Source organism: Citrobacter sp. LST-B2, from assembly GCF_057983045.1.
Genome location: NZ_CP192598.1, coordinates 4,441,199 through 4,459,068 on the forward strand (window position 1 = coordinate 4,441,199; position 17,870 = coordinate 4,459,068).

The following is a 17,870-nucleotide window of genomic DNA, read 5'->3' on the forward strand; positions in this document are numbered from 1 at the left end:
AAAAGAAAAACCCCCGAACATTTCTGCCCGAGGGTTTCTCATTTCTGGGAGATAAACACCCTGCAGCCTGAAGGATGCAGGGTGTAGGCGATTACATCATTCCGCCCATACCACCCATGCCGCCCATACCACCAGCAGCACCTAAGTCAGGCGCGTCGCCTTTCGGCAGGTCGGTTACCATGCACTCGGTGGTAATCATCAGGCCAGCCACAGAAGCCGCGTACTGCAGAGCAGAACGGGTGACTTTGGTTGGATCCAGGATACCCATATCGATCATGTTGCCGTATTCTTCGGTCGCTGCGTTGTAACCGTAGTTGCCATCGCCCGCTTTCACGGTGTTAGCGACAACAGACGGTTCTTCGCCGCAGTTCAGAACGATCTGACGCAGCGGAGATTCCATTGCGCGCAGCGCAACTTTGATACCGACGTTCTGATCTTCGTTCTGACCTTTCAGACCAGCGATTTTGGAGGCTACGCGAATCAGCGCCACGCCACCACCGGCAACCACGCCTTCTTCTACCGCAGCACGGGTCGCGTGCAGGGCATCTTCAACGCGGGCTTTTTTCTCTTTCATTTCAACTTCAGTCGCAGCACCAACTTTGATGACTGCCACGCCGCCTGCCAGTTTCGCTACGCGCTCCTGCAGTTTTTCGCGGTCGTAGTCGGAGGTGGCTTCTTCGATCTGCTGACGAATCTGAGTCACACGACCCTGGATTGCCGCTTCGTCACCCACGCCATCGATGATGGTGGTGGTGTCTTTGTTGATCACAACGCGTTTTGCCTGACCCAGGTCTTCCAGCGTTGCTTTTTCCAGCTCCATACCGATCTCTTCAGAGATCACGGTACCGCCAGTCAGAGTCGCGATATCCTGCAGCATCGCTTTACGACGATCGCCGAAACCAGGAGCTTTAACCGCAGCCACTTTCACGATGCCGCGCATGGTGTTAACCACCAGCGTTGCCAGCGCTTCGCCTTCCACATCTTCAGCGATGATCAGCAGCGGTTTGCCTGCTTTCGCAACGGCTTCCAGAACCGGCAGCATTTCGCGGATGTTGGAGATTTTCTTGTCAGCCAGCAGGATGAACGGGCTTTCCAGTTCTACTGCACCAGTTTCCGGCTTGTTGATGAAGTACGGTGACAGGTAGCCACGGTCGAACTGCATACCTTCAACGACGTCCAGTTCGTCCTGCAGACCGGTACCGTCTTCCACGGTAATCACGCCTTCTTTACCGACTTTGTCCATCGCTTCTGCGATCAGTTTACCTACGGTTTCGTCGGAGTTAGCAGAGATGGTACCCACCTGAGCAATGGCTTTAGAGTCGGAGCACGGTACGGACAGCGCTTTCAGTTCTTCAACCGCAGCCGCAACCGCTTTGTCGATACCACGCTTCAGGTCCATCGGGTTCATACCCGCAGCAACGGCTTTCAGCCCTTCGGTGATGATGGACTGAGCCAGTACGGTCGCAGTGGTGGTACCGTCGCCTGCTGCGTCATTCGCTTTAGAGGCGACTTCTTTCACCATCTGCGCGCCCATGTTTTCGAACTTGTCTTCCAGTTCGATTTCACGTGCTACGGAAACACCATCTTTAGTGATGGTCGGTGCGCCGAAGGATTTGTCCAGAACGACGTTACGGCCTTTCGGACCGAGGGTGACTTTCACTGCGTCTGCCAGTACGTTTACGCCGCGCAGCATTTTCACACGAGCGTCGTTACCGAATTTTACGTCTTTAGCTGCCATTTTCTCTTTCCCTTAAATTCGTATGTTCAGTGTCGTTCGCGGATTACGCTTCAACAATTGCCAGGATGTCGCTTTCAGACATGATCAACACTTCTTCATTGTCGATCTTCTCAGATTTCACACCGTAACCATCGTTGAAAATCACGATGTCGCCGACTTTCACGTCCAGCGGTTGCACGGTACCGTTATCCAGGATGCGACCCTTACCGACAGCGATGATTTCGCCACGAGTTGATTTACCCGCTGCAGAACCGGTCAGAACGATGCCGCCAGCAGATTTGGACTCAACTTCTTTACGTTTAACGATCACGCGATCATGTAACGGACGAATACTCATTGATAGCTCTCCTTTGAGAAAGTCATTATCAGTTATGGGTGACGCCGGCCCGCTAAGGTTCCCGGCTAGTGACCAGAGAGATGGGGATGGGTTTTTGCCCCTTCAAGGGGCAATGTGAAAAAAAATTCTGATCAGCAAAAAATCCTGTAAAAACCCTACTTACCTCACATTTCTCGCCTATTTAATCGCTGGCGTCATAAGCAAATCTGATTGTGATAACATCGAAAACCTGCGCAGTGGCCTGGCATTCAGGCGCAAACGGATAACAACTCATGAGTGGACTGAAACAAGAGCTTGGATTGGCTCAGGGTATTGGCCTGTTGTCGACATCATTATTGGGAACAGGCGTGTTTGCCGTCCCGGCCCTGGCGGCACTGGTAGCAGGCAACAACAGCCTGTGGGCCTGGCCAGTTTTGATTGTGCTGGTGTTTCCCGTTGCGATTGTGTTTGCCCTGCTAGGCCGACATTACCCCAGCGCAGGCGGCGTCGCACATTTCGTCGGCATGGCGTTTGGCCCACATCTTGAACGGGTCACCGGCTGGCTGTTTTTGTCCGTCATTCCCGTGGGTCTTCCTGCTGCGCTGCACATTGCCGCCGGGTTTGGTCAGGCGATGTTTGGCTGGCACGGCTGGCAACTATTGCTGGCCGAACTGGGTACCCTGGCGCTGGTGTGGTTTATCGGTTCACGCGGCGCGAGCTCCAGCGCAAACCTGCAAACGGTGATTGCCGGTCTGATCGTGGCGCTGATTGTCGCTATCTGGTGGGCTGGCGATCTCACACCAGCAGAAATCCCTTTCCCTGCGCCAGCCGATATTGAAATGTCGGGGTTATTCTCCGCGCTGTCGGTGATGTTCTGGTGCTTCGTCGGTCTGGAAGCGTTCGCCCATCTGGCCTCAGAATTCAAAGACCCCGAACGGGATTTCCCTCGCGCACTGATGATGGGTCTGCTGCTGGCCGGTTCGGTCTATTGGGCCTGCACCGTTGTGGTTCTGCACTTTGATGCCTATGGCGAAACGATGGCAGCGGCGGCCTCATTACCGGAAATTGTCGTGCAATTGTTTGGCGTTCAGGCGCTGTGGGTAGCCTGTGTGATCGGTTATCTGGCCTGCTTTGCCAGCCTCAATATTTATATTCAGAGTTTTGCCCGTCTGGTGTGGTCACAGGCGCAATACAAACCGGACCATTATCTGGCCCGTCTCTCCTCTCGTCATATTCCACGCAACGCGCTCAATGCCGTGCTGAGCTGCTGCGTGGTCAGTACGCTGTGCATTTATGCGTTAGAGATCAATCTCGATGCGCTCATCGTCTATGCCAACGGCATCTTTATCATGATCTATCTGTTGTGCATGCTGGCAGGGTGTCGCCTGTTGAAAGGGCGGTATCGCGCGCTGGCGATGGTGGGCGGATTACTATGCCTTCTGTTACTGGCAATGGTCGGCTGGAAGAGTCTGTATGCGCTGATTATGTTGGCGATACTGTGGCTGTTTTTGCCACAACGAAAAAAGGTTGAACATCACTTATAGGCCGGTTCTACGAAAATGCCCGGTGGCGCTTACGCTTACCGGGCCTACGGGAATCAGTCGCGACGATCGTCTTTGTGTTCGATACGGTCACGTTCTTCATCTTTGCGCTGGAACTCACCGTCAAAGGTGTCGCCACCGCCGGTTCCGGCGCTAAAGCCGCCACCCGGCATCCGGGAAAAACGCAAATGCGGCAGCAGCTTCATCGTCAGATGCTTCTGCACCGGTGGTAATAAAAGAAGAAGACCGAGGAAGTCGGTGAAAAAGCCTGGCAACAACAGCAACAGACCCGCGATGATCAGCGAAACACTCTTGATCATCTCTTCAGCCGGGCTCTCTCCTGCCGCCATTTTCTGCTGCATCAGCAAAAAGTTCTTAAATCCCTGGTTGCGTACCAGCGACATCCCGATGACCGAGGTGAAAATCACCAGTATGAGCGTCATCAGTACACCCATCACATGGGCAACCTGAATAAAGATAGAAATCTCAATATAAACATAGAGAAAGACTGCAAGTAACGGTATCCAGCGCAAAAGGATTCTCCTCAAACGACCGCCGTGATGCCCACGTCGGCCCGAAAATAGTTGCGATTCGCATTAGTCGGATGTAGGGGTAGTTCGCAAAATTTCAAGCTATTTGTACACTTATTTTTAGAGATAATCCTAAAGCGGTGACCTATTTCACAAAATAATAATTAAGGAGTAATTTACCACACTTAAAGTGATCCAGATTACGGCACAATTTCTGAAGCAGAATATGATCTCGTTGACCAGACCGATGTAGGGGATAATCGTCGGTCAAGAAACAATCGAAACCACATATATTCTGTGTGTTTAGTGCATTCATTGGCAGCTTTAAATAAAGAAGGTTCACATGTTAAACAACATTCGTATCGAAGAAGATCTGTTGGGTACCAGGGAAGTTCCAGCCGAAGCCTACTATGGTGTTCACACTCTGAGAGCGATTGAAAACTTCTACATCAGCAACAACAAAATCAGTGATATCCCTGAATTTGTGCGCGGCATGGTAATGGTTAAGAAGGCCGCTGCTCTGGCAAACAAAGAGTTGCAGACCATCCCTAAGAGTGTAGCGAACGCCATCATTGCTGCATGTGATGAAGTCCTGAATAACGGCAAATGCATGGACCAGTTCCCGGTAGACGTTTACCAGGGCGGTGCAGGCACCTCCGTCAACATGAATACCAACGAAGTGCTGGCCAATATCGGGCTGGAGCTGATGGGTCACCAGAAAGGTGAATATCAGTACCTGAACCCGAACGACCACGTGAACAAATGTCAGTCTACTAACGACGCCTACCCAACCGGTTTCCGCATCGCCGTTTACGCTTCTATCGTAAAACTGGTCGATGCTATCAACCAACTGCGTGAAGGCTTTGAGCGTAAAGCTGTCGAATTCCAGGACATCCTGAAAATGGGTCGTACCCAGTTGCAGGATGCAGTTCCGATGACCCTGGGTCAGGAATTCCGTGCTTTCAGCGTACTGCTGAAAGAAGAAGTGAAAAACATTGAGCGTACCGCTGAACTGCTGCTGGAGGTTAACCTCGGCGCAACGGCTATCGGTACCGGTCTGAATACCCCGAAAGAGTACTCTCCGCTGGCAGTACAGAAACTGGCGGAAGTCACTGGCTTTGCCTGCGTTCCTGCTGAAGACCTGATCGAAGCGACCTCTGACTGCGGCGCTTACGTGATGGTACACGGCGCGCTGAAACGCCTGGCGGTGAAGATGTCCAAAATCTGTAACGACCTGCGCTTGCTCTCCTCTGGCCCACGTGCCGGCCTGAATGAGATCAACCTGCCGGAACTGCAGGCGGGCTCTTCTATCATGCCAGCGAAAGTGAACCCGGTTGTACCGGAAGTCGTCAACCAGGTGTGCTTCAAAGTCATCGGTAACGACATCACCGTCACCATGGCGTCTGAAGCCGGTCAGCTGCAGCTGAACGTGATGGAGCCAGTGATTGGTCAGGCGATGTTTGAATCGATTCACATCCTGAGCAACGCCTGCTACAACCTGCTGGAGAAATGTGTTAACGGTATTACCGCTAACAAAGAAGTGTGCGAAGGGTATGTCTACAACTCTATCGGCATCGTCACCTACCTCAACCCGTTCATCGGCCACCACAACGGCGACATCGTCGGTAAGATTTGTGCCGAAACCGGTAAGAGCGTACGTGAAGTGGTGCTGGAGCGCGGTCTGTTGACTGAAGCTGAGCTGGACGATATTTTCTCCGCACAGAACCTGATGCACCCGGCTTATAAAGCAAAACGCTATACTGATGAAAACGAACAGTAATCGTACAGGGTAGTACCATGGAGGGCACGTCAGATGACGTGCCTTTTTTCTTATAAGAAGTTACTAAATAACAACAATTTAATATCAACTTGTTAAACAACAAGGAAGGCTAATATGATAGTTGTCGAACTTATCATTGTTTTGCTGGCAATCTTTTTGGGCGCCAGACTTGGGGGCATCGGGATTGGATTTGCAGGTGGACTGGGTGTTCTGGTTCTTGCCGCTATCGGCGTGAAACCGGGTAACATTCCGTTCGATGTGATTTCCATCATCATGGCGGTTATCGCTGCTATCTCCGCGATGCAGGTTGCGGGCGGTCTGGACTATCTGGTTAACCAGACAGAAAAACTGCTGCGTCGGAATCCGAAATACATCACGATCCTTGCACCGATCGTGACCTATTTCCTGACTATTTTTGCAGGCACCGGGAACATCTCCCTGGCAACGCTGCCGGTTATCGCTGAAGTGGCGAAGGAACAGGGCATCAAGCCTTGCCGTCCGCTCTCCACCGCGGTGGTTTCCGCTCAGATAGCGATCACTGCATCGCCTATCTCTGCTGCGGTCGTCTACATGTCTTCGGTCATGGAAGGCCATGGCATTAGCTACATCCACCTGCTGTCTGTGGTCATTCCGTCCACGCTGCTGGCGGTGCTGGTAATGTCCTTCCTCGTGACCATGCTGTTCAACTCCAGGCTCTCTGACGATCCGGTATACCGCAAACGTCTGGAAGAGGGTTTGATTGAGCTGCGCGGTGAGAAGCAGATCGAAATCAAACCTATGGCGAAGAACTCCGTCTGGCTGTTCCTGCTGGGCGTAGTGTGCGTAGTGGTTTATGCGATCATCAACAGCCCGAGCCTCGGTCTGGTTGAGAAACCGCTGATGAACACCACCAACGCTATCCTGATCATCATGCTGAGCGTCGCGACGCTGACCACGATCATGTGCAAAGTGGAAACCGACGCCATCCTCAACTCCAGCACCTTCAAAGCCGGTATGAGCGCCTGTATTTGTATTCTGGGCGTTGCATGGCTGGGTGACACGTTCGTGTCTCACAACATTGACTGGATCAAAGACACTGCAGGTGAAGTGATTCAGGGCCATCCGTGGCTGCTGGCTGTCATCTTCTTCTTTGCTTCTGCACTGCTGTACTCTCAGGCAGCAACCGCTAAAGCACTGATGCCGATGGCGCTGGCGCTGAACGTTTCTCCGCTGACTGCCGTTGCGTCTTTCGCTGCGGTTTCTGGTCTGTTCATTCTGCCTACTTACCCAACGCTGGTTGCGGCGGTACAGATGGATGACACCGGGACAACGCGTATCGGTAAATTTGTTTTTAACCACCCGTTCTTCATCCCTGGTACGCTGGGTGTGTTACTGGCGGTTTGCTTCGGCTTCCTGCTGGGCAGTTTCATGCTGTAAGTGTTACCTGCGGGGCGTGTTCACGCCCCGCATTTCCCTCCCCTTTGTCTAACATCCTTCCCTCGTCCGTTGTATAGTGACCACTCTTTTGCCGGTCATTCTGTTCATTCGAGGTGTTTATGCATGATGTGAGTCGTCAGGATATCGCCCTCTCCGATGCCGTTGTTGTACTCTGTACCGCGCCGGATGAAGCCACCGCCCAGGATCTGGCGGCCAAAGTGCTGGCAGAAAAACTGGCGGCCTGCGCCACGATTATTCCCGGTGCCACCTCGCTGTATTACTGGGAAGGAAAACTGGAGCAGGAATACGAAGTCCAGATGATCTTAAAAACCTCGGTGGCACACCAGGACGCCTTACTCGATTGCCTGAAGTCTCATCACCCGTATCAAACGCCCGAGCTTCTGGTTTTACCCGTTACCCACGGAGACAGTGATTACCTCTCATGGCTCAACGCATCCTTACGCTGATCCTGCTTTTTTGCAGCACATCGACTTTTGCCGGACTTTTCGACGCGCCGGGTCGCTCGAATTTTGTCCCTGCTGACCAGGCCTTTGCCTTTGACTTTCAGCAAAACCAACACGATCTTAATCTCACCTGGCAGGTGAAAGACGGGTATTACCTGTATCGCAAGCAGATCAGTATTACCCCTGCACGGGCGGAAATCGCGGAAGTGACGCTGCCAGCGGGCGTCTGGCATGAAGATGAATTCTACGGGAAAAGCGAAATCTATCGCAATACGCTCACCATTCCGGTTACCGTCAACCAGGCGCAGTCTGGCGCCACGCTAACGGTCACGTATCAGGGCTGTGCCGATGCGGGTTTCTGTTATCCGCCGGAAAGCAAAACCGTGCCGCTAAGTGAAGTGACCGCCAGCGCGAAGCAGAAACCAGTGGCGCCAGCAGCAATACAGCAACCGCCGCAGCCGGAGCAAGCGCCAGCCCAGCTCCCCTTCTCCGCCCTGTGGGCGCTGCTGATCGGTATTGGCATCGCTTTTACCCCCTGCGTACTGCCGATGTATCCACTGATTTCCGGCATCGTACTGGGCGGTAAACAGCGTCTTTCCACCGGACGCGCACTGCTGCTGACATTCATCTACGTACAGGGGATGGCGCTGACCTATACCGCGCTGGGGCTGGTGGTGGCCGCCGCCGGATTGCAGTTCCAGGCGGCTCTTCAGCATCCGTATGTCTTAATCGGCCTGGCAGTGGTCTTTACCCTGCTCGCCCTGTCGATGTTCGGCCTGTTCACCCTGCAACTGCCATCGTCGCTGCAAACGCGCCTCACGCTGATGAGTAACCGTCAGCAAGGCGGTTCTGCGGGTGGCGTGTTTGTGATGGGCGCGATTGCCGGGCTGATTTGTTCGCCGTGTACCACCGCACCGCTGAGCGCCATTTTGTTGTATATCGCTCAGAGCGGGAATCTGTGGCTCGGCGGCGGTACGCTGTATCTCTATGCACTAGGGATGGGGCTGCCGCTGATGCTGGTCACCGTCTTTGGTAACCGTCTGCTGCCGAAAAGCGGCCCGTGGATGGCGCAGGTCAAAACGGCGTTTGGCTTTGTTATTCTCGCGCTGCCGGTCTTTTTGCTGGAGCGCATCATCGGCGATACGTGGGGCTTACGCCTGTGGTCGCTGCTGGGCGTGGCCTTCTTTGGCTGGGCGTTTATTACCAGCCTGCAAGCAACGCGTAGCTGGATGCGCATCGTGCAGATAATCCTGCTGGCGGCGGCGCTGGTCAGCGTGCGTCCGCTCCAGGACTGGGCGTTTGGCACGACGGTGACCCAGACACAGGCGCATCTGGACTTCAAACCGGTGGCAAGCGTTGAGGAGCTTAATCAGGCGTTGGCCGAGGCGAAAGGCAAACCGGTGATGCTGGACCTGTACGCCGACTGGTGCGTCGCCTGTAAAGAGTTTGAAAAGTACACCTTCAGCCATCCACAGGTAAAACAGGCGCTGGGCGATACGGTACTGTTACAGGCTAACGTCACCGCCAATAACGCACAGGATGTGGCGCTGTTGAAGCATTTGCAGGTATTAGGACTGCCAACCATCCTGTTCTTTGATACGCAAGGTCAGGAACACCCGCAGGCACGGGTGACGGGCTTTATGGATGCGGCGACATTTAGTGCGCATTTGCGCGATCGCCAACCGTGAGCGACACTTTCAGAGGTAAAGACGGAGGAATGACCGTGCAACGTGAAGATGTCCTGGGAGAAGCCCTAAAATTACTCGAGATCCATGGGATTGCGAACACCACACTGGAGATGGTGGCCGAGCGCGTAGATTATCCGCTCGATGAAATGCAGCGTTTCTGGCCGGACAAAGAGGCCATTCTGTATGACGCGCTGCGCTATCTCAGCCAACAGGTGGATATCTGGCGTCGCCAGCTATTGCTGGATGACACCCTGAGTGCCGAGCAAAAGCTGCTGGCCCGCTACACGGCGCTGGCAGAGTGCGTGAGTAACAATCGTTACCCGGGCTGCCTGTTTATCGCCGCCTGTACGTTTTATCCCGATCCGTCGCACCCCATTCATCAACTGGCAAATCAGCAAAAAAGCGCGGCGCACGATTTCACTCACGAACTGCTGACCACGCTGGAGATTGACGATCCGGCAATGGTGGCTAAACAGATGGAACTGGTGCTGGAAGGCTGTCTGAGCCGTATGCTGGTCAATCGCAGCCATGCGGATGTGGAGACGGCGCATCGTCTGGCAGAAGACATTCTGCGCTTTGCCCAGTGCCGCCAGGGCGGGGCGCTGACCTAAGCAAACACTCCCGCCCACGCAGAGATCAACAAACACAACGCCATCACACGCTGAAAACGCACCATCGCCACGGTGGTGCGAAACACTCGGTTTACCGCCTTTCCCAGCCACGCCCAACACAGCAAACATCCGATAGAGATGAGCAAAAACCACAGCGCCATCAATGTAATATCGCGCAGTGCGTGACTCCCGGTCGGCGCAAACAGACTCACCACCGCCAACGCCATCATCCACGTTTTCGGGTTTACTATCTGCAGCAGCGCCGCGGCGCGCGCGGTAAAGCGATGAGATGGTTTTCCGGACAGATTCGCAGCCGGAGCGTTGAATAACTGCCAGCTCATCCAGCTTAGCCACGCTACGCCTGCCCAGCTCATCACCTGCCGCACCAGCGGATGTTGATGCAATATCTCCCCAGCCCCGGCCCCAGAAATCAACACAATCATGCTCGCCGCCACACAACCGCTGACCAACGCAGGTAGTGTCGCTTTCACGCCATGATGCTGACTGTTCGCCAGGATGAGGATATTGGTGGGACCGGGGGTGATAGAGGCGACAAACGCAAACAGCAAAAACGGCGCGATACTCACAGGCAGACTCCTTTTTAGTTGAGCTTCTGACTGTGACGCTATTTCCTGTAAACGTCTGGAAGGTTTGTGCACAAGCGACGGTAATGCGCAGGCGAAATACGATACGCACGCTGGAACCAGCGCCCCAGATGGCTTTGATCGGCAAATCCCAACGCTGCTGCGACATTAACCGGCAGCGCGCCCTTCGCCAGCATCTGACGTGCCTTTGCCAGCCGTAGCTGAATCAACCATGCGTGTGGAGCGAGGTGAAACTCGCGTTTAAAGCTGCGCGTCAGCGTAAAACGATCCGTTCCGGTCTCACGCGCCAGATCGGAAAGGCCAATGTTGTCACCCATATGCGCATGCAGATAATCCCGGGCGCGATGGGCGATCGCCGCGCTCTGTATCTGTGAAGGGAGGCGCTTTCGCCAGTGGCAATGGGTGGTGAGCTGTGAAAGAAGATGATCCATCGTACTTTGTTGCACAATACGCATCTCTTCGGTATGCAAGGCGTTAAACGTTTCGCCAATGGCGCGCACCAGCTGCGGCTCACGCGACAGCGTCCGGCTGAAATGCAGGGAATAGCTGTCCGGCGCGGTGTCATAAAGGCCCTGCAACGTTTTTGTCAGCCACTGCTCATCCAGATAAAAGGTGAGATAGGTAAACCCACCGGCCACCGGCGCATCGCCATCATGAATCTCACCCGGCTCCAGCAAAAAAGCATCACCCGGTTGGCTGTGGTGACGCTCACGCCGACAGTGAAATTGCTGCGTACCGGAAAGGGTAATACCGACCAGAAAGCTATCGTGCCAGTGCGGGTCAAATGCATGCCCTTCAAAATGGGCTTTGATTGTCTCAATACCGGTATCGGCATGTTGTCGCAGCTCAAGCCAGTCGTTTGCCATACTGCCCTCCTCTCGCTGCCAGCATTGCTTGTTCAGAACGCATCTGTCTGGAAGATTTGTGCAAACTGAACGCAGAAACGCACAGATTGCCGCAAACTTAAGCAGTTGAACAGCTTTTCCCTAAATTAGGTTGACTGTCGTGCATGATTACGGTTTAATGCGCCCCGTTGCCCGGATAGCTCAGTCGGTAGAGCAGGGGATTGAAAATCCCCGTGTCCTTGGTTCGATTCCGAGTCCGGGCACCACTTCTTCAGAGCCTGTTCGTTAAGAGATGAGATCCTTAACGGGCAAGACAGCAGTCCCCAGACGGCATGATGATGGTACTTGTGTTACCGCATCAGTTGAACACGGGACTTAAATCCAGAGGATGTTGGTACCATCCTCTGGATTTCTCACGTCCACAATTTACTTCACGAACGTATTTACCCTCAGATCTTCCCTGTGTCAATCTTTTGTAAAGCAAACATCCCTTTTTTTTCCATTTTTAATTTCATCAACTTAGATTTAACTTAAGATTAGTCTTATGCAGCATCCAGCTCCTCCAGCATGTCCCGTACCTTATCCAGGTCACTTTCAACATACTCCAGCGTGACCGCCGGTGTTGAATGACCCAGCAGGTCCTGTGCCATCTTCAGGTTACGATCCGGCAAACGCATCAGGTTAGTCGCGATGGTGTGTCGGAACCTGTGCGGACTGACTGTAAAACCGCATTCTCGTGAAAGCCGTCTGAAAAACGCACGCAACGGCGGATAATCCATGTTGCTGCTGATTTCATTCTTCCGGCCATCAAAGCGAGAAAGATTAAACAACTGGTCCTGCATCTTCGCGCCACGCTCAAGGGAGAGGTTATAGAGCCTTTCAAGTCTGGGACGGAGGTTTTCAGTAATCGGAACCCGGTGCTCCTTATGGTTCTTGGAACCCTCAGGCCGGAGATTAATCCAGCGGTGCTCAAAATTTACATCCTCCAGGCGAATGTGCAGCAACTGGTTCTGGCGCATTCCTGTCCTCCGCAATGCATCCAGTACCGTTAGCCAGAACCATGCTGGCCGTAAGGCGCTTTTTCTTAACTCCATCATACCAGTCCGTTCATCCTCTTCCCTTGCCAGCATGTGCAGATAAATTTTATTCATCTGCACATCAGTCAGTGTTTTTTTGCGTTTGACATCGGGTCGGGTGATTACGCCGTTGAAAGGGTTTTCCCTCATCGTTACAAGCCCATTAACGATGGCGTGATTAAATATAGCGCGCATATGAGTCACTTTATTATTCCATGTCGTTCTGCTCAGTCCTTCCTCATGGATAATTTTTCGGCGCCACGTTAAAACCAGCGTTTTATCAACCTGCTCAGGTGAAATACCTTTCCCGCTAAAGGAAATGAATGATCTGACTACCTTCCTGTAGCTCCACTCCGTAGCCGGGCGCAAAGATTTACTGAAAAAATAATCATCCAGCACTTCTTCAAATGCATTGTTCATATTCACCTCGTATATTGTTATTCTGACTTAAACAATAGTATTAATTTCTTCGTGCAAGCCATACGCTGTCCGGTGGACAGGTTCCTTTTCTGTAAATAATGTCAGCACTCAGCATGTATCCTGACATTTTGGTGTAACGACCGCTTTTGTCCGGCGTATCGTATTTATGGTAATGCCAGAGGCCTTTACCATTTCGTGAATAATGAACGTTCAGAGCTTCAAAGCTTTTTTGTAACTCTGATTTATCCAGTGACTCGTTTGTATTCAGCGATAAATATTTAAAAAAACACTCAGGTGAAACAATGAATACAAACTGAGCCAGAATATGTGCAAAACTCTCGCCCTCATTGACACTAGCCGTACCGTCAAGGATTGAGGATTTCAGCCAGTCCAGAAACTTTTCTCCTGGAGTGCCAGATTCCATCCCGACCAGCGAAGGCTCTTCAGAAGAAGTAGTTTCAACCTTCTCTTCAACAACAGGAGCACCAGAGCCCGACATCTGGTCAAGCACGCTAAGAAATTCTGCGGTTGATACCGACTCATCCGGGACAGTTTCATCACCTGTTCGTTCATCGGATGACTGTGTATCATGATTATCAAATGCCGAAAGCAACGTAACCTGACCGGTAACATCCTTAGCAGCATAATCACCTGTCTGGTTAGTATCGTAACCTATTGAAGCATTGTTAATTGGCTCTGGAACCGGTGTTATATTTTTGTGACTGGACGTTTGATGCATATCGTCGTCTATTAAATTTGGGATATTGTTTGTTCTGGATCCTTCCTCCCCTTCCTCCCCTGAGGTGATCACCTTATCGCTTTCAGAGGGGCTTGCTGTACCAGAAACGGTTCCTGATTTATTGGCAACGCTGGCAAGCGCATCGCTGATGATGCTGTTGAGAATTCCAGACTGAGCTTTTTGTCCGCTGAGGTACAAAAATAGCGCACCTGAAATCGCCGGCCAGCGTTGAAGCCAGATAGCCGCAGCATCCGGGATGAGTTTACTGGCAATGTACATGCCGTTCATTGAAGCCGTTCTCCCCTGCCGGGGACGCACCCGCCAGTTTGCACCGGGTATTTCCATCCCCGGACACCAGGCTTTTCCGTTCGCCAGGCTCCCTTCAATCTGCGACAACCAGTCAAGATGATGAAAAAGCCCAGCCCAGAACACTGCGCATATCCAGGCAGGCCCCTGCTCTGCCTGCTCCTCAGGCGTCGCTCCCGGAGGTAACATCATACCGCGTACCAGCCTCACGGCACTTGCGGCCACGGATAAACTGAGGTCAGTAAAGCTCCCTGGTGTGGCGAACGGCCCCGCCCAGGCTGCCGGTACTTCCTGAACGCGAGCAGCCATTTGCTCTAAGGGTTTTAGCCAGAATTCGTCAAAGGCTGACTGTGACAGTGGGCAATTTTCCCGCAACATCCGGACGTTCTTCTGTCGCTCCGCAGTTCCCAGTAACAACTGACCGGACAGTACGTTCCGGAACCCTCCCGCTTGTGCCGGCTGCACGGATGGCCTTACTGAGTATTCCGTTCCGACTGCCAGCCCAAGGCCTGTTAACCATTTCAGTCCACGCATAAGCACCCCATAACCAAATACCGAATTGACGCTACGCTATGGAGACGGTTGTATTTTGCAAGTCAAAAGCCTTAGTTCCTGATTAAACAAAACGAACTTGCATTAATCCTTAAAGGCCGGTTCACAGTTTTCAGATGAAGAGAATTAATCAGCATGCTTCCTTAAGCGCCATCAGAAATCTGAGGGAAGCTACAGGAATGCAAAGATTAGTGGTCTCTGGAATTATCCTCTGCTGGGGTCTTGCGAGTTACGGGCTCATCGCTTTAATTACGGGGTATCAGGATGGGATGGTGTATCTCTGGGGGCTTGTATTGATATCCCCTTTTTCTCTGAGAGTGGTGAACTGGATGCAGCGCAGACTCATCAGCCAGCCCTGCATCCTGAGCTACCATAAGCGCAGCTCAAGGATATTCGTGCATCTGTCGCCAAACCAGCCAACCGTCAGTATTTCATCCGAACGTGTGGCCTGGTTCTGGAATGGAGTGCTAACCAGTATAGAGGACGCTCTCAGTGGCAGAGAGAACACCATCGTGATTGCCTCCCATCTCCTCACCTCTTATCGAATTAAACGTATCAGAAGGCATCTTCAGATTCAGGCCGGACATTACCGAAGCCATGTCATACATGTCCCCTTCACACCCGCTGCGCGTGCAGTTATGCAACTGGAAATTCTTCTTGCACAGTGGCGCTGGCGTGTACCGTCCAGAACGTTATGGCCCGTTCTTGTCATACGAAAAACTTTCAATCCGGAAAAATAATTTCCCCTGTTTTGATTTTTCACCCGTTGTCACACTGGCTACATCAATGTAGTCGATCTGAACGATCGATTTTCATCGTTATACATCCACTCTGGTGCGCGGTAACGTATCCACAGTGGATACAATAATTAATAACTTAAGTCGAATTAATGTATTAGCCAACACCGGGAAATTATATGAACCGTCTGAACGTCACCTCCATCCTTGCCAGTATCATCACTGAACGGGATGAAAATATGCAGCAGCTGGTAGCCCAGCTTTCGGACGGAAAGAAAACGTCTGGCAGCCCTATTGCAATACGTTTTAAACCAGCTGTCAGGGATTTCGTCACACTGGTATCAGGACGCCTGGGTATTTCATCAGCTGAACTGGTCAATATTCTCGTCGAGGGTATCATGCGCGAGACGCTTATCCCCCGACAGGCTGTGATCACACATATCCACGAACGGTTCTGGCTGCTGATGGATGAGCACCGCCTGTCGGTACTGGACGTGGCTCGCCTGCTCTCGGACTGGAATATCGGTCTGAGCGTTCTGGAAAGCCGTGAAAGAACGATGGATTACTTAACTGCACCTTTGCTGAAACAGCTATCTGACTGGTTCTGTGTAAGTACCAGATGGCTGGAAGGAAGTGATCCCCGGCCAGTGTACCTGACCGCTTTCAGCGAATGGATTCAGGTTGCCATGATAATTAAAAAAAGAATTCAGGAATATACATCTGACGACAACCTGACCCGTCCTGACATATTCCTGGTCAGAGAGAATCAATACACCTCAGGAGATATCAAAGACGAATCCGGACATGTTTTCATTTTTATTCGGCGCTATAAAACCGTTAATAACACAACAATTCGTGTAGTTGAATGTATCGGGCATTGTCCATCTTCAGGTACTTATAAAACACAACTTAATTCATTCCTGAGTATGAGCAACATTCTCTTCAGAGCGCATATTCTCAACAGTTTCGACACATTTTATGCATCCGGTTATTTACTGGATGCGCTGAGAGAAGGAAAGATACTTCCGGCCGCTGCACTGTGGGAAATTCAGAAACTTCAACAAACAGAGTCAGGTAAGTTTTCTCAAAATATATGGACCGAAGAGGAAAGAGAACCTTTTCTTTTCCCTGAGGAATTTATAACACCAGAATGGAGTAAATTTGTTAGCCAAATAACAGCCCTCAATATTAAGTGAAATAATCAGTCAGACACATTGTTTTATTGGTGCACCAGCGCCAGGGGATTTTTTTGCCTTAAACACCATAAACGACAAAGGATATAAATGATGAAAGCTTCAATTTCAATGATTACACGCTGCGTTTCCCTTGCTCTTCTGGTTTCCGCAGCGCCGTCGGTTAATGCTGCGACGAACTGGATGGAGGCACGCGGTGATGCTATGGGTGGCACCGGCGTGGCATCCGCGCACTACGGTACTGCGGCTCTGTCTAACCCTGCTCTGTTAACTACGTCCGGACCAACCGATGATTTCAGCCTGGTGCTGCCATCGGTGGGCGCCCAGGTCTCTGACCCGGATAAAACCGTGGATAAAGCGGATGATGTTAAGGACCTCTGGGATCGTTTCGACAGCGCCGTCGCTAATCAGTCCGGTGTCAGCGAAAGCGCCGCGGCACTCAAGAGTAAGCTTCAGGATTTGAAAAACACACATGCGAACGGCCAGGTCGGGGCTTCAGTTATTGCAACTGTGCCGAACCAGACACTACCGTTCGCCGTTGTGGTGAAATCATGGGGTACTGTCTCTGTCGATGGTAAGGTCAGCGATCACGACCTGGAATACCTCGACAAGGTCGCCGATGGCACAATCCCCCCTTCTGCAGTGGATACTGACTCACTTACGTCAAGAGCCTACGGTCGTGCGGCTGTGATCACCGATGTCGGAGTGGCCATGGCGCATGAGTTCGAAACTGCAGGACATGCCTGGTCCTTTGGTATCACACCAAAATACCAGCGCGTTGACCTGTTTAACTACAACGTTTCCGTCAGTAATTTTGACAAAAACGACATTGACTCCAGCGAGTACCGCAATACCAAAACCGGTTTTAACGCCGACGTCGGTCTGTCCACAAACCTGAACGACAACTGGACTCTTGGTCTGGCCGTACAAAATATCATCCCCCGCTCAATCGATACCAAAGAAGTAAATGGTGAAAAGGGAACGTTCAGGATTAAACCGCAGGCCACTGCCGGCGCCTCATGGCACAACAGCTTCATCACAACCGCGCTCGATGTCGACCTGACTGAGGCGAGTGGTTTCACCAGTGATAATAAGCGTCAGTTTGCAAGTCTGGGTGCCGAGATTAATGCCTGGAACTGGATGCAGGTGCGCGCGGGATACCGCCAGAACATGGCTTCCGGAGAAGGCAATGCTTTCACTGCCGGCCTGGGGTTCTCTCCGTTTGATGTGGTTCACCTGGATATCACGGGCATCGCAGGCACTGATCGTACCTACGGGGCGGTTGCACAACTTCAATTCACTTTCTGATCCAG

Annotated in this window: 16 protein-coding genes and 1 tRNA gene; 10 read left to right on the plus strand and 7 right to left on the minus strand. The window is 52.1% G+C overall.

The window, feature by feature from the left end; all coding sequences use genetic code 11:
* Positions 1 to 91 precede the first annotated feature (91 nt).
* Together groL and ACQ0PY_RS21435 are read right to left on the minus strand one after the other, a co-directional pair.
* Positions 92 to 1,738, minus strand: a complete 1,647-nt coding sequence (gene groL / locus ACQ0PY_RS21430; protein WP_003025464.1) for a chaperonin GroEL — start codon at positions 1,736 to 1,738, stop codon at positions 92 to 94.
* 43 nt (positions 1,739 to 1,781) lie between these two features.
* Positions 1,782 to 2,075 (minus strand): co-chaperone GroES, encoded by a 294-nt coding sequence (locus ACQ0PY_RS21435; protein ID WP_000027827.1) that lies wholly within the window; start codon positions 2,073 to 2,075, stop codon positions 1,782 to 1,784.
* Positions 2,076 to 2,347: 272 nt separating this feature from the next.
* Between ACQ0PY_RS21435 and yjeH the strand changes: the two genes are divergently transcribed.
* Positions 2,348 to 3,598, plus strand: coding sequence for an L-methionine/branched-chain amino acid transporter (yjeH, locus tag ACQ0PY_RS21440; RefSeq protein ID WP_109739545.1), 1,251 nt, complete (start codon positions 2,348 to 2,350; stop codon positions 3,596 to 3,598).
* Between the two features lie 53 nt (positions 3,599 to 3,651).
* Here the strand turns inward: yjeH and ACQ0PY_RS21445 are convergent, their stop codons facing one another.
* Positions 3,652 to 4,128: an FxsA family protein gene (locus ACQ0PY_RS21445; protein ID WP_042999159.1), complete on the minus strand. Its 477-nt coding sequence runs from the start codon at positions 4,126 to 4,128 to the stop codon at positions 3,652 to 3,654.
* A gap of 340 nt (positions 4,129 to 4,468) precedes the next feature.
* Between ACQ0PY_RS21445 and aspA the strand changes: the two genes are divergently transcribed.
* The 5 genes from aspA (at position 4,469) to ACQ0PY_RS21470 (ending at position 10,084) form a co-directional block, all read left to right on the plus strand.
* Positions 4,469 to 5,905, plus strand: coding sequence for an aspartate ammonia-lyase (gene aspA / locus ACQ0PY_RS21450; RefSeq protein ID WP_042999158.1), 1,437 nt, complete (start codon positions 4,469 to 4,471; stop codon positions 5,903 to 5,905).
* Between the two features lie 114 nt (positions 5,906 to 6,019).
* Entirely contained in the window at positions 6,020 to 7,321 is a 1,302-nt protein-coding gene (gene dcuA / locus ACQ0PY_RS21455; protein ID WP_042999157.1) for an anaerobic C4-dicarboxylate transporter DcuA, read from the plus strand.
* Positions 7,322 to 7,440: 119 nt separating this feature from the next.
* Positions 7,441 to 7,788 (plus strand): divalent cation tolerance protein CutA, encoded by a 348-nt coding sequence (cutA, locus tag ACQ0PY_RS21460; RefSeq protein WP_044257253.1) that lies wholly within the window; start codon positions 7,441 to 7,443, stop codon positions 7,786 to 7,788.
* Positions 7,764 to 9,473, plus strand: coding sequence for a protein-disulfide reductase DsbD (locus tag ACQ0PY_RS21465; protein WP_109739546.1), 1,710 nt, complete (start codon positions 7,764 to 7,766; stop codon positions 9,471 to 9,473). Before cutA ends, ACQ0PY_RS21465 begins: the two co-directional genes overlap by 25 nt.
* A 35-nt stretch (positions 9,474 to 9,508) precedes the next feature.
* Positions 9,509 to 10,084: a transcriptional regulator gene (locus tag ACQ0PY_RS21470; RefSeq protein ID WP_109740592.1), complete on the plus strand. Its 576-nt coding sequence runs from the start codon at positions 9,509 to 9,511 to the stop codon at positions 10,082 to 10,084.
* Here ACQ0PY_RS21470 and ACQ0PY_RS21475 read toward each other — a convergent pair.
* Positions 10,081 to 10,671 carry a LysE family translocator gene (locus ACQ0PY_RS21475; RefSeq protein ID WP_109739547.1) on the minus strand — a complete coding sequence of 197 codons (591 nt, stop codon included), beginning with the start codon at positions 10,669 to 10,671 and terminating at the stop codon, positions 10,081 to 10,083. The genes ACQ0PY_RS21470 and ACQ0PY_RS21475 overlap by 4 nt on opposite strands.
* A 38-nt stretch (positions 10,672 to 10,709) precedes the next feature.
* Positions 10,710 to 11,555, minus strand: coding sequence for an AraC family transcriptional regulator (locus ACQ0PY_RS21480; RefSeq protein ID WP_109739548.1), 846 nt, complete (start codon positions 11,553 to 11,555; stop codon positions 10,710 to 10,712).
* 169 nt (positions 11,556 to 11,724) lie between these two features.
* Between ACQ0PY_RS21480 and ACQ0PY_RS21485 the strand changes: the two genes are divergently transcribed.
* Positions 11,725 to 11,800, plus strand: a tRNA-Phe gene (locus ACQ0PY_RS21485).
* 276 nt (positions 11,801 to 12,076) lie between these two features.
* On the opposite strand, the gene ACQ0PY_RS21490 is transcribed toward ACQ0PY_RS21485, so the two are convergent.
* Both ACQ0PY_RS21490 and ACQ0PY_RS21495 read right to left on the minus strand, forming a co-directional pair.
* Complete coding sequence (locus ACQ0PY_RS21490) at positions 12,077 to 13,030, minus strand: tyrosine-type recombinase/integrase (RefSeq protein ID WP_032676642.1); 954 nt, start codon at positions 13,028 to 13,030, stop codon at positions 12,077 to 12,079.
* 40 nt (positions 13,031 to 13,070) lie between these two features.
* On the minus strand, positions 13,071 to 14,609 hold the full coding sequence (locus ACQ0PY_RS21495) for a TraI domain-containing protein (protein WP_032676641.1): 1,539 nt from the start codon (positions 14,607 to 14,609) through the stop codon (positions 13,071 to 13,073).
* A 197-nt stretch (positions 14,610 to 14,806) separates the two neighbouring features.
* Between ACQ0PY_RS21495 and ACQ0PY_RS21500 the strand changes: the two genes are divergently transcribed.
* From ACQ0PY_RS21500 to ACQ0PY_RS21510, 3 genes are all read left to right on the plus strand, one after another.
* The gene (locus tag ACQ0PY_RS21500) at positions 14,807 to 15,367 is read left to right on the plus strand and encodes a hypothetical protein (RefSeq protein ID WP_032676640.1); all 561 of its coding nucleotides are present in this window, start codon (positions 14,807 to 14,809) and stop codon (positions 15,365 to 15,367) included.
* A gap of 176 nt (positions 15,368 to 15,543) precedes the next feature.
* Positions 15,544 to 16,560: a hypothetical protein gene (locus tag ACQ0PY_RS21505; RefSeq protein ID WP_032676639.1), complete on the plus strand. Its 1,017-nt coding sequence runs from the start codon at positions 15,544 to 15,546 to the stop codon at positions 16,558 to 16,560.
* 108 nt (positions 16,561 to 16,668) lie between these two features.
* Positions 16,669 to 17,865: a conjugal transfer protein TraF gene (locus tag ACQ0PY_RS21510; protein WP_072268468.1), complete on the plus strand. Its 1,197-nt coding sequence runs from the start codon at positions 16,669 to 16,671 to the stop codon at positions 17,863 to 17,865.
* Positions 17,866 to 17,870 lie beyond the last annotated feature (5 nt).

Bases quoted from the DNA above. Each gene is read 5' to 3' on its own strand.
- groL (WP_003025464.1), bottom strand. From the start codon at position 1,738: ATGGCAGCTAAAGACGTAAAATTCGGTAACGACGCTCGTGTGAAAATG.
- ACQ0PY_RS21505 (WP_032676639.1), top strand. From the start codon at position 15,544: ATGAACCGTCTGAACGTCACCTCCATCCTTGCCAGTATCATCACTGAA.
- ACQ0PY_RS21510 (WP_072268468.1), top strand. From the start codon at position 16,669: ATGATTACACGCTGCGTTTCCCTTGCTCTTCTGGTTTCCGCAGCGCCG.
- yjeH (WP_109739545.1), top strand. From the start codon at position 2,348: ATGAGTGGACTGAAACAAGAGCTTGGATTGGCTCAGGGTATTGGCCTG.
- ACQ0PY_RS21435 (WP_000027827.1), bottom strand. From the start codon at position 2,075: ATGAGTATTCGTCCGTTACATGATCGCGTGATCGTTAAACGTAAAGAA.
- cutA (WP_044257253.1), top strand. From the start codon at position 7,441: ATGCATGATGTGAGTCGTCAGGATATCGCCCTCTCCGATGCCGTTGTT.
- ACQ0PY_RS21495 (WP_032676641.1), bottom strand. From the start codon at position 14,609: ATGCGTGGACTGAAATGGTTAACAGGCCTTGGGCTGGCAGTCGGAACG.
- dcuA (WP_042999157.1), top strand. From the start codon at position 6,020: ATGATAGTTGTCGAACTTATCATTGTTTTGCTGGCAATCTTTTTGGGC.
- ACQ0PY_RS21490 (WP_032676642.1), bottom strand. From the start codon at position 13,030: ATGAACAATGCATTTGAAGAAGTGCTGGATGATTATTTTTTCAGTAAA.
- ACQ0PY_RS21500 (WP_032676640.1), top strand. From the start codon at position 14,807: ATGCAAAGATTAGTGGTCTCTGGAATTATCCTCTGCTGGGGTCTTGCG.
- ACQ0PY_RS21480 (WP_109739548.1), bottom strand. From the start codon at position 11,555: ATGGCAAACGACTGGCTTGAGCTGCGACAACATGCCGATACCGGTATT.
- ACQ0PY_RS21465 (WP_109739546.1), top strand. From the start codon at position 7,764: ATGGCTCAACGCATCCTTACGCTGATCCTGCTTTTTTGCAGCACATCG.
- aspA (WP_042999158.1), top strand. From the start codon at position 4,469: ATGTTAAACAACATTCGTATCGAAGAAGATCTGTTGGGTACCAGGGAA.